General features: G+C 65.6%; 9 protein-coding genes and 1 pseudogene. 1 reads left to right on the top strand and 9 read right to left on the bottom strand.

The window, feature by feature from the left end:
• Positions 1–18: 18 nt before the first annotated feature.
• On the bottom strand, positions 19–702 hold the full coding sequence (locus FBY28_RS21475; protein WP_160145518.1) for a YceI family protein: 684 nt from the start codon (positions 700–702) through the stop codon (positions 19–21).
• 4 nt (positions 703–706) lie between these two features.
• Positions 707–1279 (bottom strand): LOG family protein, encoded by a 573-nt coding sequence (locus FBY28_RS21470; protein ID WP_141869283.1) that lies wholly within the window; start codon positions 1277–1279, stop codon positions 707–709.
• Positions 1280–1328: 49 nt separating this feature from the next.
• On the opposite strand from FBY28_RS21470, the gene FBY28_RS21465 reads away from it, so the two are divergent.
• On the top strand, positions 1329–2948 hold the full coding sequence (locus FBY28_RS21465; protein WP_023985517.1) for a peptide chain release factor 3: 1620 nt from the start codon (positions 1329–1331) through the stop codon (positions 2946–2948).
• 34 nt (positions 2949–2982) lie between these two features.
• Here the strand turns inward: FBY28_RS21465 and FBY28_RS21460 are convergent, their stop codons facing one another.
• The 7 genes and pseudogenes from FBY28_RS21460 to FBY28_RS21430 form a co-directional block, all read right to left on the bottom strand.
• The gene (locus FBY28_RS21460) at positions 2983–3927 is read right to left on the bottom strand and encodes a mechanosensitive ion channel family protein (RefSeq protein WP_141869282.1); all 945 of its coding nucleotides are present in this window, start codon (positions 3925–3927) and stop codon (positions 2983–2985) included.
• Positions 3928–3957: 30 nt separating this feature from the next.
• The gene (locus FBY28_RS21455) at positions 3958–4455 is read right to left on the bottom strand and encodes an O-acetyl-ADP-ribose deacetylase (protein WP_141869281.1); all 498 of its coding nucleotides are present in this window, start codon (positions 4453–4455) and stop codon (positions 3958–3960) included.
• A 19-nt stretch (positions 4456–4474) separates the two neighbouring features.
• Positions 4475–7570: a helicase HerA domain-containing protein gene (locus FBY28_RS21450; RefSeq protein ID WP_141869280.1), complete on the bottom strand. Its 3096-nt coding sequence runs from the start codon at positions 7568–7570 to the stop codon at positions 4475–4477.
• A complete protein-coding gene (locus FBY28_RS21445; protein ID WP_141869279.1) occupies positions 7570–8181 on the bottom strand; it encodes a hypothetical protein in 612 nt (203 codons plus the stop codon). Before FBY28_RS21445 ends, FBY28_RS21450 begins: the two co-directional genes overlap by 1 nt.
• Before the next feature lie 39 nt (positions 8182–8220).
• Positions 8221–9177: a DUF7159 family protein gene (locus FBY28_RS21440; protein WP_141869278.1), complete on the bottom strand. Its 957-nt coding sequence runs from the start codon at positions 9175–9177 to the stop codon at positions 8221–8223.
• A gap of 666 nt (positions 9178–9843) precedes the next feature.
• Positions 9844–10230: pseudogene (locus FBY28_RS26450) on the bottom strand (sensor domain-containing protein); the annotation flags it as partial.
• Between the two features lie 916 nt (positions 10231–11146).
• Entirely contained in the window at positions 11147–13114 is a 1968-nt protein-coding gene (locus FBY28_RS21430) for a toxin glutamine deamidase domain-containing protein (protein WP_141869276.1), read from the bottom strand.
• Between the last annotated feature and the right edge of the window lie 1485 nt (positions 13115–14599).

Below are 14599 nucleotides of genomic sequence, written 5' to 3'. Positions count from 1 at the left end.
CCTACGTGGTCGGTACACCTACGCTTTGGCCAGGTACACCAGGAACTCGATGACGGCCGCCGGCTGCACCTCCAGCAGCGAGGCGAACGGTTTCGGCGGCGTGACGTTGAAGTCGGGCAGCCGCACCGGGACCGTGCCCACCGCCTCCACCCGGTCGCCGTTGCGCCGCACATCGACCTGCGCGGTCTCCGGGCGGGTGACCCCCTTGATGGTCAGCTGAACCGGAACCTCCACTCGGGTCGAGCTGCCATCGGCCGGTATCGCGGACACATCGGTGGGGACGTTGCCTACCAGCTCGGCGGTCGGGAATGTGTCGGTCTCCAGCGCGTCGGCACTGCGGAACTTCTCATCGCGCCCCGAGCTTCCCGTTTCCAGGCCTGCCACGTCGACGGTGAACTTCAACGATCGCACGTGCGAGTCCTCGATCTCGGCGCTACCGGTGACTGTGTCGCCACGTCCGGCGACATCAATTGTCTCCCAGAGCAATTGCTGCTGCACCCGGTAGCCGACCTGGGATCCGGGCTGCACGGTCCATGTGCCGTCCAGCGCGCCGCCACCGGGCTGGGCCGCAGCGGCGAAGGCCAACTCCGGCTCGGGCGGGCCCTGGACGTAGTTCTTGTAGGCCCACGGCGTGGCTGCGACCACCGCGACAAGCAAGACCACCAGCACTCCCGCGACGACCGCCGCGACCCTTTTCTTCACCGGGTCATGGTGACAAAGGCGGCGAGCCCGCGGGGCGATCTTGATCTAATTCACACCGTCTCAAGTAGTCGAGGACGTCGGCGCCGTCGGCGGTGACGTAGACCAACTCGTCGAGCGGCAGCGGCAGGAAGCCGTCGCTCTCCATCCGGCGCAGCTGCATCACCAGCCCGTCGTAGAACCCGGCGGTGTTCAGCAACACCACCGGTTTGGTGTGGTGCCCGTGCTTGCGCAGTTCCAGGATCTCGGTGGCCTCGTCGAGCGTGCCCAGACCGCCGGCCAGGATCACCAGGGCGTCGGCGCGGGCCAGCAGCTGGGCCTTGCGGTCGGCGAGGTCGCGGGCGAACACCATCTCATCGGCGTCGGCGCGGGCCTTGGCCCGCAGGAACTCCACCGAGATGCCACACAGCCGGCCGCCTGCCTGCTGGACGCCGTCGGCGATCACCTTCATCAGCCCGGTGTTCGAACCACCCCACACCAGGGTGTGCCCGGCCGTCCCGAGCGCGGTGGCGAACTCGCGGGCCGGGGTGGTGTAGCGGGCGTCGAGGTCGGCAGCCGACAGGAACACGCAGATGTGCATGCTTACGATTATCGGTTTATCGACCTGGGCAAATATCATCGAGACCGAGATGACCGAGAACGCCGTGACCACCGCCGACACCAAATCCGCCGCCCGGATCAGCCAGGAGGCCGCCCGTCGGCGCACCTTCGCGGTGATCAGCCACCCCGACGCCGGTAAGTCGACGCTGACCGAGGCGCTGGCCCTGCACGCCAGGGTGATCAACGAGGCGGGCGCCATCCACGGCAAGGCCGGTCGCAAGTCCACCGTCTCCGACTGGATGGAGATGGAGAAGGCCCGCGGTATCTCGATCACCTCGACCGCGCTGCAGTTCCCCTACCGCGACTGCGTCATCAACCTGCTCGACACCCCCGGGCACGCCGATTTCTCCGAGGACACCTACCGGGTGCTCACCGCCGTCGACGCCGCGGTCATGCTGATCGACGCCGCTAAAGGCCTTGAGCCGCAGACCCTGAAACTATTCCAGGTGTGTAAGCACCGCGGTATCCCGATCATCACGGTGATCAACAAGTGGGACCGCCCGGGCCGGCACGCGCTGGAGCTGATGGACGAGATCCACGAACGCATCGGGCTGCGCACCACCCCACTGACCTGGCCGGTGGGTATCGCCGGTGACTTCAAGGGTGTGATGGACCGCCGCAAGGGCCACTACATCCGCTTCACCCGTACCGCCGGTGGCGCGACCGCCGCACCGGAGGAGCACATCCCTGCCGATCAGGCGTATGCCGCGGCCGAGGGCGACTGGGACACCGCGGTCGAGGAATCCGAGCTGCTGTCGATGGACGGCTCGGATTACGACCGTGACACGTTCCTGTCCGGCGAGTCCTCCCCGGTGCTGTTCACCTCGGCCGCGCTGAACTTCGGTGTCAACCAGCTGCTGGACGTGCTGGTCGACCTCGCGCCACCGCCGGGCCCGATCGTCGATGTCGAGGGGAACCCGCGGCCGGTGGACGCACCGTTCAGCGCGTTCGTGTTCAAGGTGCAGGCCGGGATGGATTCCTCCCACCGTGACCGCATCGCCTACGCCCGGGTGTGCTCGGGCACCTTCGAGCGCGGTGATGTGCTGACCCACGCCGGTACCGGCAAACCGTTCGTCACCAAGTACGCGCAGTCGGTGTTCGGCCGGGAGCGTTCCACGCTGGATGACGCCTGGCCCGGCGATGTGATCGGGCTGGCCAATGCGGCGGCACTCCGGCCGGGCGACACGCTGTATCGCGATCTGCCGGTGGCCTTCCCGCCGATCCCGAGCTTCTCCCCCGAGTACTTCTCGGTGGTGCGCGGCAAGGATCCCAGCAAGCACAAGCAGTTCCGCAAGGGTATCGAGCAGCTCGATCAAGAGGGCGTGGTGCAGGTGCTGCGCTCGGACCGCCGCGGTGAGCAGGCGCCGGTGTTCGCCGCCGTCGGCCCCATGCAGTTCGAGGTGGCCGCGCACCGCATGGAAACCGAGATCGGCGCCGCCATCACCTTGGAGTCGCTGCCCTACCAGGTGGCACGCATCGTGGATCCCGAGGATGCCGAGTTCATGAACAAGCAGGTCTCCGCCGAGGTGCTGACCCGTTCCGACGGCGTCATGCTGGTCCTGTTCTCCACACCGTGGCGCCTCGAGGGCTTTCTGCGGGACAACCCGACGATCACGCTGCGCTCGCTGGTGGCCGCGGCCGACGGGTGAGTTTCGGCCCGTCGACGCCGCCGGGTGCGCTTGACTATTCGGCCTCGCCGTTGACCGAAACCGGCGTCCGCAGATGCGGGTAGGGCAGGTCGATCCCGTTCTCGTCGTAGGCGCGCAGGATCTCACGGCGAAGCCGGCGCTGAACAGACCACTGCGCGTTGGGCTTCGTCTTGATGGTGAGTCGCAGGGTCACCTGGTCCGATGACATCGTCTGCACGCCCAGCATTTCCGGTTCGCCGAGCACCTTCGCCGCGATGGCGTCGTCCTTGACGGCCTCGCGGGCGGCATCGAGTGCCACCCGCTCGGCGAGCTGCAGGTCGGCGTTGAGCGCCACCGGCACCTCGATGCGTGCGACGGCGTAATCCTGACTCATGTTCCCCACCCGGGCAATCTCGCCGTTGCGCACGTACCAGAGGGTGCCGTCGATATCGCGGACGGTGGTGATGCGCAGGCCCACGCTTTCGACCTCGCCGCTGGCCTCACCCAGGTCGACGGTGTCTCCGACGCCGTACTGGTCTTCCAGGAGCATGAAGACCCCGGTCACGAAATCGCGAACCAGGTTCTGCGCGCCGAAACCGATGGCCAGGCCGACCACACCGGCCGAGGCGATGAACGGTGCGATGTTGACCCCGAATACGTTGAGCACGCTGAGTACCACCCAGACGAGCAGCACGATCGACACCGTCGACTTCAACACCGAACCGATGGTCTGGGCGCGCTGCTGACGGCGGGCGGCGGCCTTGACGGCGCTGGCCGTGTTGCCGCGCTCACGCAGACCGCGCAGGCGTCCGGCCCGCTTGGGTTCGGCATCGTCGATGATCTTGGGGTTACGGCCGGTGGTGGCGCGGTCGATCATGCGATGCAACACAAAACGTGCGATCAACGCGACCAGCATGTACACCACGACGCGGATGGGAACTTCGATCAGCCAGTGCTTGTTGGTATCCGTCCATTCGAAGGCAAGGTTGACCACATCCATGGTTTCGACCGTACCCAGAGGGGCTGGGGGTCAATCAAGTTCTGCGGTCACGGCGTCGAATGTCCGCTCGTCAAAGGCGACGATGCGCGCTTCGGTGACATTCGTCTCGGCGCCGGCGATGGTTTCGATGGCCGCCTTGATGGCATCCCCCTTGGGCCAGCCGGAGATTCCGGCGCTGATCAGCGGGAAAGCGATTGTGCGGGCGTCGAGTTCGTCGGCGACCTGCAGGGAGCGCGCGTAACAGGACACCAGTAGTGAACGGTCGCGCTGACCTGCGGTGTGGTTGGGTCCGACGGTGTGGATCACCCAGCGGGCCGGCAACCGGCCCGCGGTGGTCCAACCGGCGTCACCGGTGGCCAGACCATCCGGAAAACGATTGATGCAGTCCTGGAGTACCTCGGGGCCGCCGGCCCGGTGGATGGCACCGTCGACACCCCCGCCGCCGCGCATGGCGTTGTTGGCGGCGTTGACGATGGCGTCCACGCTCTGCTGGGTGATATCTCCGTGCACGGCGGTGATGGTCGGCATGGGACCACTATGCCCGTGACTATGCCTGTGACAGGGCCAGCACCTCGTCGGCCGATGGTGGGCTGGCCGGGTGGTAGGACAGGCACCAGGGCGCGGTGACGCGGTGAAAGGACTTGCCCTCGGTGGCGACGTAGAAGTTGCCCGCCCGCAGTCGGCTGATATCGGTGATCAAACCGCCCTTGGCGCGAGCCATCTCCTCGGCGGTGGCGATCTGCACCGGCGAGTTGAGCAGGCCGTAGAACTGGGTGGCCGCGTTGCCGGGGATGTGGTTGTGCAGGCCCTTGGGCGCCTGGGTGGCGAAGATCAGCCCGAGTCCGTACTTGCGGGCCTGTGACGCAAGTGCCAACGTGCTGCGGGTGCTGGCGGTCAGACCGCGGGCCGGCGCCAGGGTCTGTGCCTCGTCCATCACCAGCAGGCCGCTCAGCGGCTTGTCGGCGGCCGGGTTGCGCTTGATCCAGGCGAACAACGCCATCTGCAGCTGACTGACGAAGCTCTGGCGCTGTTCATCGCTGGGCAGGCCGATCATGCTGATCACCGAGACCCTGGCCCGTTTACCCTCGGTGGGGGTCAGCAGCTCACCGGGGTCCAAAGCCGTTCCGGCGCCGCCGAACAGCGGGTCGTTGACGGTGGCGGCGCGCAGGTTCTGCGCCATCTCGGCGGCCATCTTGGGGGCGTCGGCGAGTTCGCTGACATCCTCGGGCAGGTCGGCCAGCATGCCGATGAATCCGGGCAGCGTCGGGTCGGGTTGACGGCCATAGTGCTGCAACGCTTCTCGCAGCACGGCGCGTGAGCGGGCGGCCTTGGCGGTCTGTCCGCTGATCTGGGCGCGCGGTTCCAACGCGGCAACAGCGGATTCGACGGCCTCGGTGAATTCGTCGTGGTCGTCGAGCACGCTGGCGAAATCGGGTAGCGGCTGGAAGGCCAGCGGACGGCCGCTGCTGCGGCGCGGGGTCCAGATGACGACCTCGGTGTTGGCCAGGTAGTCCGTGGCGCGGGCGTCGTCGGCACGCTGCCAGCCGCTCGGTGTCTGCGGCCAGGCCGTGCCCAGGCGCGACAGATCGTTGTTGGGGTCCAACACGATCGAGGACACCCCGCGCAGCGCGGCCTCTTCGACGAGGCGCCGGATCAGCACGGTCTTGCCCGATCCGGAGCCGGCGAAGATGGCGACGTGTTTGCGCAGTGCGGCCAGGTCGATGACGACGGTGGTATCGGTGCGCACGTCGATACCCAGCGGCATCTTCGACTCGGCGGCGACGAATTCCGGCCCCTCGTCGGTGGTTTCGGCCGGTTCTTCGATGACGGCGACAGGGGCAGGGGCGTCGCCGTCGAAACCGAGCGCCTCGCGCAGCACGGTGATGCCGTGTGCGGGACGGCGGGCGCGTAGCCAGGTGGTCAGACCGGCGACGTCGTCATCGATGAGGTCGCGTAGCGCGGTCATGGTGCGGATATCGTCGTCGGACAGCGTCAGGGTGCGGCCGCCCTGCTTTTCGAAGTCCTTGATCAGGGCCTCGGTCTTCGGCCCGGACGGCCACGGCGTGTTGCGCAGGAAGAACAGGTTGCGCCGGTCGGTGTGTGCGTTCAAACCCGTTGCGCTGAGCGTCTTCTTGATGCGGTTCTGGGCGGCGACGGCGTTGGTGGCGCCGATCGCGCGGAAAGCCCAGTGCCGTTCGTCATCGGTGGCCGCGTCCAGGGTCTGGCGCAGCCGCGCGTGCAGCACGACGTGCGAACCGGGCGGCGGGTCGCAGACATAGGCCCGGTCGTCGCCGTGTTCGACGATCCACGCGGTCAGCGCCGCACCGAGCAGCGCCGGCACGGCGGTGTCCTCCCCGTCGGCGTCGAGCGCGGCAGCCGGGACGGCCCGGGACCGGTATTGGGCGAACAGCCGGTCGATGGGCGAGGTGTCGGCAGTGTCGTTGGCGGGCTGCTCTTCTGGGGCCAGCTCGTCGGACAGGTGGGCCAGCTCGATGACTTCTTTGCGGCGCAGGCAGTCCCGCACGTGCGCGTCGGCGCGGATCAGCAGCTGGCGCGGCGTGTAGCCGGCGGCGTCGTCGAAGGCCGAGGGTTTGATGGGCCAGCTCGGGTAGGGCGGGGTGAAGCCGACGGTCAGGTAGGCGGCCTCGAAGCGCCGTTCCAGGATGGCGCGGCCGATATCGGCGCTCGGCAGCGGGGACAGCGGTGCGGTGACGCGGAACCGGTCGGACACGCTGGCGGTCGCGCGGTCACGGATGCTCTCCCACGCCGAGGGCAGGCAGGCCACCACGGGCACGGTGCGCCGCATGGTCTGGCGCACCGACATCAGGCCGTGCGCAACCTGTTCCAGCACACCGTCGCCCGCTCCCCTGGCCTCATCGGTGCGCGTGGAGGACTGTGCGAGCAGGGTGTCGATCTGGTCCAGCGCCAGCACCGACGGTCCGGCCAGGGCGGTCAGCCGGGCGATATCGCGCACGCAGTGCTGGGCCGAGGGCGCGGTGCCGCGCAGTCGCCAGTGCAACCGGTCGTCGGAGCCGACCTCATCGCTGCCCTGCAGGTAGGAGTCGCCGATATCGCGGGCGACAAGATCGTTGGCGGACAACAGAACCAGTGCGCGCAGGGTCTGGTGGCAGTCGCGGACGTCGCGGCGGGCCTTGGCCAGATCGTTGACGAAGGCGTCCAGGGTTTCGCGGTCCAGGTCCTCGTCGCCGATGATGGCGCGCCGGTCGGCGCGCGAGACGTGCGCGATGGAGGACAGTTCCCACAGCAGGTCTTTGAGCTGGGTCTCGCGATTAGCGCCCCGGCGACCGAAACTTTCCAGCACCCCGGCGCGCACCGATTCCCAGAAGCTGGCGGCGTCGAGCAGTTCGACGACGAAGAAGTAACCGCCACCGGCCTGGACGCGTTCGCGGATCTGGCCGAGCAGGTGGGTTTTGCCGGAGCCGGCCTGGCCGCGGATGGTGACACCGAGCGGCGCGGATTCGGGGTCGCGCTGGGCGTCGGCGAAGGCCCCCATGACATCGTCGACGGCGCGTTCGTTGAGTCCGCTGACGTGGGTGGGTGCCTGCGGGCGCCACAGGTCATCGCTGGTGGGCGCCCAGGTGAGCCGGAGGGCGGCGAGTGCTTCGCGGTGTGCGTCCTGCATCAAACCTCAATTGCGATCAGGTGTTTGGCCTGTCCACCGATGGTGATGGCGGCGGCACGGTCCTCGTCGGTGAGGACCTTCTGGTTTTCTTCCGGGATCAGGCTGATGGCGCCGGTGCGGTACAGCTCGCTCAGGGTGTCGTCCAGGTCGGCAACGTCGGTGAGTTGTTTGCGCAGGGTTCTCAGGGCGACCCAGGCGCCGGTTCTGTCGGCCAGCTCGGTGTAGGCCTGCGTGATGCGGTCGGCGGCGCTCGGGGCCTGCTTGGGCCAGAACAGCTCGGCCAGGCTCAGGTCGGCGGCGTCCAGGTAGCGGTCGAGCCCGGCCAGCACGGTGTAGAGGGTCTTGGCGGGCCCGGTGGAGCGAGGTGGGGCGCCCGCGGTGATGATGTCGCGGCAAAGCCGCCAGCCGCGGTCGGTGAGCTCGTGGACGTAGCGGCCGTCGCTACGCTCGGACTCGATGAGGCCCAGCTCGTTGAGCTTGTCCCGGCTGCGTTTGTCCAGCTTGGGACCGTAAGCCAGCAGGTCGGCGTTGGGCACCGGGCGTGCCTGGGCCATCAGGACGAGCAGCACGGCACGTTCGGTCCCGGTCAGATCGGTGGGCGTGACACTCACGCGTTACAACGTAGCGGCATGTGCGCGGAGGCGTCCGCGCTAGCGGATGCGGTCGATGAACGGGACGCGGTCGAGCACCGGGTTGTCCCGGATCCGTGGAGCAGGCGCCGGGACGGGCGCAGGCGGCGGCGCTTGGACGGGCGGCGGCACGTTGAGCAGTTTCGCGCGCTCCAGCGGCTTGGGCGCCTTCGGCGGCGCGGCAGGTTGCACGGTCTGAGACGACTGCGGTGGCGGCTCGGGTTCCGGGGCAGGGTCCGACGTGGAAGGCCAAGCGAGGGTGAGGGATACGGAGACGACGAACACGATGATCGCGGCGATCAGGATGGCCGTGAGCGCGGCGACGGTGATGTTGCGCGGTGCCTGTTCGGGTTCGTCGGGGATGGCGGCGATGTGTGCGGAGGCCAGCGCTGCACCGCGGGTCAGGGCGAAGTCGGCCTCGGTGGCGGTGATGACGGGGCGGTCGGCGTCCGCGCGCAGGGCGGCGACCAGGTCGCCGGTGTCGGCGGAGCCCAGCACGTAGACGGCTTCTGGGCTGGGCTTGGCGGCGCGGACCACCGCGAGGACGCGGTCGGTCAGGGTGGCGGCATCGGCGTGGTCGACGCTTTCGACGTGCATGTCGAATCCGTCGACGGTGGCGACGACGGAGCTGTCGGGTTCGACGACGCAGACGACCAGGAAGTCGTGGCCGGTGAGATCGGCGATCCCGCGCGCCAGTGCCTGCGCGGCGTCGACGTCGCGGACCGGGACGACCGGCGCTCCCCCGCTGTAGGTGTCGAGCGCCTCGCGGACCTTGACGGCCTCGTCCTCGGCGTCGTGTGACCAGGTGAGGCCGACGGCGTGCAGGTCGGCGTCGGCGGGCAGTTCGGCCAGGTAGTCCTCGATCTCGTCGACATCGAGGACACGGCGGTCCAGGTGCTCGCCCTGGCCGGTGACGCCGTCGACCAGCTCGCCGTGGACGTCTTTCGAAGTGACCGAAAGACCCAGTACGAGGCTCACGTCGTTATCCCCCTGATCTGATTCTGTGATCATGAGGTTACCTAAGTGAAGGTGGGGTGGCTCGTCGTGGTGGATGGTATGAGGTGCGGTGTGCCGGTTCCAGCATTTAAGGCGGTGAGGGCCGGCCGGTGGTTCGCTGCCACGACCATTCATGGTCACAGTGATTCTGGTGGCGGTTCAATAGTTCGTTGACCAAGCCGCCGATGGTGACCTCCCGCTGACCTCTGCAGGCGACAGTAAGCCCGCCGATGTGACGGCGGCATGTACGGTTTCGTCGGTTCCGGCCGCTAGGATCGGCAAGAACAACCTCAAGGCCCATTGCGGCCCCTGCTCGGCTTTCGTAAGGCGCTGCAGTCCATGGGCTTGGTACGAAGGTACAAGGGCATGTTGATCCTCACTCAGGCTGGCGTTGCGCCGCAGGTGGATACGTCTGTGATGTAGCGGCACCTGTCATCACGGCTGATGCCGGCCGAGCAGGGTTCGTTTGAGCGGCCAGCCATCATACTGCTGTGAACATCGCCGAATACCCTCGCCGCTTCTCCGAACGGTGGCGGGTCAGCCCCGTTGCGGCCGCATTAGCCCGGGCGGCGTTGCGGCGGTGACATATCAGCTACCGTGCGATTCGGCGGGAACAACACCTGCTGAGATGTAGTACTACCCGAAGTACTATGGGAAAGTGATACTGCCGGTAGTACCAGCGATTGCAAACGTCACGCGGTTGCGACTCTGTTGAGCATGTTTTCCACCGGCAGAATTGCCGTTGCCGCCGCGTGCATCTGATCCACCGGGGTCGACAAACCCGAGCCCGACGTCCACTATGCAGTCGTGGGCCACTCCCATCGCGCGGCCAACCACAACGGGAACCCCCTCGGGTCCGTTAAGAGTTACGACCGCTGAGATCGCGGCGTCAGTGATCTGAACATCAGAGATCTGATCCAGCATGGGCTTACCAGCCAAAGACTTGATGACGGTGCGCCCATCGCAAGCCCGCCAAGTCTCGGCGAATCGCTTCAACGTCACTTTGGCGCCATCGACCGAATCAAATGCCGCAGCGGCGTAGGTGGCTACGGCCTCCGTGGCGAAGCTGACTGCAGTTAGTTACGGTACTGAAGAGTGGGCCTCGTGCTCCAGCGGAGAAACGACACCTACGCAGTCTCGTTCCGCGACTTCGCCCCTACCGATGAAAGTATTTCGAAACTTGCGGCCTAGCCGGATGCTTGGCGGTCCGTCAATGGTCACGGTGTAGCCGAGCGCATCAGTGAGCTCGGCATCGGTCGGCACCTGGGCCTCGGCCAGTCAAGGCAAAGGAACCCGCGCCCTGGGTCGTTGAGGATGTGGCCGTCGTATCGTTGGTAGCTGGCGCAGGCGTCCCATCACTCTGCGAAGAAAACAACCTTCCGTCAAGACAAACAAGGCAGTACCGATCGCCTTCCATCGCAAAGTTTCAAACAACAGCATCAACAGGCCCCCGTCTCGACGCGAAGCTTGGGAACATCGACGTGGAATTGCCCGCGTTCACTGTGGCAAGCTGTGGGGCTTCACGGAAGAATGAGCTAGCGCGAGATGAACAAGTGACGGGGAGTAGATTGCCCCAATGCGTGGTGCTGCATTCGCTTGACGTCTCGTAGTGACAGCCGGGTCTCGTTCATCAGCCTCCGCCTGAACGCACGCGGCTACTGCGGCTATTTGTCCGCGTCGGTGCCAGATCCTTGCCCATGTGACTGATGCAGAGCGGCAAACGATTCCATTGGCGTGCGACGGCCGGTGTCCCAAACATCAAGAGCCTCTTCGAGGCTAATGTATGAGGCGAAAAACAGGACTGATAGATCCGGTCCGACCAGAACTGTTCCGACACCGCGTATGTCGCTCGAAACCCGAATGATCCCGTCGCGGACGTCATAGGCCCGGCTTGCCGCCGTCTCAGGGGTCAAGTTCAAACACTCTGCCGCCACGGCAATTTGCTCTTTGTTCACTTCGGCACTCCCATATCCCAAGCAGTAACTGGTCCATTTGGAAAGTCCATATTGGGTGGCCATCCCAGAATCTGGCCGGTCTGCCCGTCGACGGCATACACTCGCGACCCATCGTAGTAGGCATTGAACCAATGGCCGGCGAATCCATTGGCTCTGTCCACGCCGATGACAGTGTGAGCGCCCGGCCCCTGGCTTACCAGATACTGTTCGATCTCGGCTGGCGTCGCCGACACTTGTCGCAATCCTGTCGCCGCTTCCATTTCCGGTATCGAGAGGGTTCCGAGTCCCGCCGACGCATCAGGTACGGCACCGGTCAGCCTCTGGTCGACGGCCAGTGCACACTGACCGCAGTTCACCGCACGCGCCGGATCGAATGGGTCCACACCAGGCCCATGGTTGATCTCTGGCAGCCACTGCTGGATCTCACCGATCGACTCAGGCAGCTGTGGCCCTACCACGTCCTGGTAGTCGAACCCGTCGGGGGTCGGGACCACTGGGTGGTCCGTGCCGCGCAGCGGACCTTGATTCTCTCCGATCGGCGGGGTATGAGGATCGATTGGCGGCGTTGTTTCCTGCATTGCTGGAAGCGTCGTCGGATTGTGTGCTGATCTCGGGGCGTCGACTACTTCGTGCGGGATGCCGCTGCGAGCAACGTCGTCGAGTGCACTGAGCCGCGATGCCGCGGCCCCTTCTGCGCCGAACGGCAGCGTCGCCGCAGCGGCACCAATTTCAAAGGTCTTTCCACCGAGCCAGTATTCAGGGTTGTTTCGCAGGGCCTCGACGTCTTCTGCAACCGATCGCGCTACAGTGCCATACGGATCCAAGGCAGTGCCGGCAAGACCACCGCCGAGGTCCTTCCAGGCTTCTTTAAAGGACTCCCATCCGTTCTGGCCGGTCAGGTCGTGCGCAGATTCCTCGGCGCTACGCCAAGCGTCGCCGAAACCCTCTCCGAATCCCGGTTTGGGAGGCGCCGGCCCGTCGGGTGGGGTGTAGGGCATGATCGGCTGCTGAGCGTTTGCCACCATGTCATTTAGGCGCTGTTCAATCTGGTCGGCGGGCACGCCCTGCTGCGCCATGAGCCGGCGGGCAGTCGACTTGAACTCCTCGACCTTGGCCGGGTCCAATCGTGGACCATGAGCGGCAGGCACGGGCGCACCTGCGACTTCGTCGAGTGCCTGGTCGAGGCTACGGGGTTGGTCTGGGTCGGTCACCCCATCAGGCACGAGCATTTCGTCCAGTGGGGACTTTGCCCCGTCTCCGGATGGGTCAGCACCCGATGGAGAGCCGGATGCAGTGCCCTTGTGGGATTCCGCCGGCAGCAACAGATCTCGCCAGTCCTTACTGTCGGCGACGGGTCCGGTTGCGTCCGTACTGTGGTCCACCGGCCGGGTCGTCGGGCTATCACCGCGTTCGCCGGCTTCACCGTCGAACAGGACCTGCTCCAGATCGATGGCTTTGATTTCCAGGCGTGAGCCGACGTGGGCGTCTGCCTGTGCAAGACGCTCAGCTGTCCAACGGATGTCCTCGGCATGCTCCGCCGCTGCGGCCTGTCTGGCCACCGCGGTGTCGGCGTCGTAGGTACGAGTGTCAGTGACGGACAGATCTTCTGCGACCGAGAATCCATCAGTTTCTGCGGCTTCGATCGCGGCTAACACATCCCGCTTAGCAGCGTTGATGTCGGTGATGCCGTTCTCGGCTAGTCCTGCTGCCTCGCGCAAAGCGCTGCTCTGGCTTCCAACCACGGCAATGTCCGCGATCACCCGGGCAAGTGCCGCGTCTTTGGCGTCACCTTCCCATACAGACCCGCCAGGCGATGCGATGTTCTGTCGATGTTGGTCAAAAGCGTCATCGGACGCGTCCGCGGCGGCCCTCCAGTTCGCAGCAGCGGCCGCGAGGTGCTGGGTACTCCACTGTTCGATCTGAGAGCGCGAAGGGACGGCAGCGGGAGGAGCCGCCGAACTCACACCGACACCGCAGCTATAGCGTCCGACCCTTCGGTGTCCGTCCGCTCGTACTTGGCGCTGCTTACCGTCAGGTCATGTGCTTGGCCAGTGATCCGGATTCGCTGGCGGTTCTGCACAGCAGCCAAAGCAGCGTTCACGGCGGCCACTCCACCGCCGCTGGGCTGGGTGCTTGGAGGTGCAGCTGTTTCGGAGGCGACCAACGACGTCGCTACGGTGTCGCTGGAGTCTGCTGCACCAAGCAGCCCGTTCGGGTCTACCTGTAATTCGTTTGCCATGCCAACTCCCAATTGGCCAACTCTGTACTTAGAGCCTATCGCACGACATGGGGGCGCAAAGACACAAAATCCTGGACCCAACGACAACAGCCGCGCGCACCGACCGGCGGCAGTACCGTCTGCAGCAGCTACCGGAGATCCGGAATCCCGTGCGAGCTGGCCTGCGGAGACGGCAAGAATTCCTCCGTCCGCAATAGTCCGTATCAGGAGCGCAACATGTGGTCTCAGATCGCGTGGCATTTGCAGCAGGTCCTCGACAACCCCCGGGACCGACTCGCGTCCGTCAGCTCGCTGGAGACGGTGCAGTCTTCGAACGCGCCAAGGAAATCATGGAAGCGGTCGGGAAGAACCGAAGCGCGATCGACGGACTGTGGTACTGGTCGGCGAACGATCTAGAGCGCAGCCTGCCGGCTTTACGCGCGAATCCGGACCTGTTGCAAGAGCTCGTCGCGCACAGTTGCACGAGTGGTCCGAGTCCAAGGCACCAACGTCTCGAGAAGGTGCCAGTGCTGCAGTCGAATTGGTGGGCGATACCGCAAGGTATTGGAGCTGGCGAGCGACGCTGCGTCGGCTGCGCTCGAAGCTGCGAGGTATCGATCGAATCGGCGGGTTCTTCGGCCGAGTACGACACTAAGAGCACGTTGGGGCCGGGGGAGACGCAGAAAGACATCGAGGAGCTAACTTAGATCCTTCAACCCGCCTCACCGCTAAAGTGAGGAAATGGCACGAGTCCGTTCGCTCGCTCAAGGTAACCAAGCAATCCGTGCGCACGAATCAGAAGTTGATTGCTTCTACAACGTCATTGATGGACCTGATGGGACACGCCTGCTCCACCTGAGCACATTTGGCTCCGACCACAGACAGTCAAAGCCAAAGAGCAGCCAATCAATGCAGATTGATGAAGATATGGCCCGAGAACTGATTTCGCTTCTCACAACAACATTTCCCCGCGCGCGGGTCCAAGAACGCCACTGATCAACTGGTAGTCGCGAACGAGCACGAATCGCAAACACTTGTCGGCGCCCGTAGGATGACCCGCTCGGCGGGCTACCTAAATGCAGCCGACGGTCGATGTAATCCGGGACTGCCCCGGGTACACGTGACTCGTTGATGCGCCCCGGTTCATCGTTAACCCTAGAGGGAAAACAGCTTCGCGAATGGGTTCGGTTCTACTGGCTTCACCCGGCCCTCCTTGAAGAACTCACCGACG

Source organism: Arthrobacter sp. SLBN-53 (assembly GCF_006715585.1).
Lineage (GTDB): Bacteria > Actinomycetota > Actinomycetes > Mycobacteriales > Mycobacteriaceae > Mycobacterium > Mycobacterium neoaurum_A.
The sequence above is the reverse complement of the archived record's forward strand: the minus strand, read 5'-3'. Positions and strand labels throughout refer to the sequence as shown.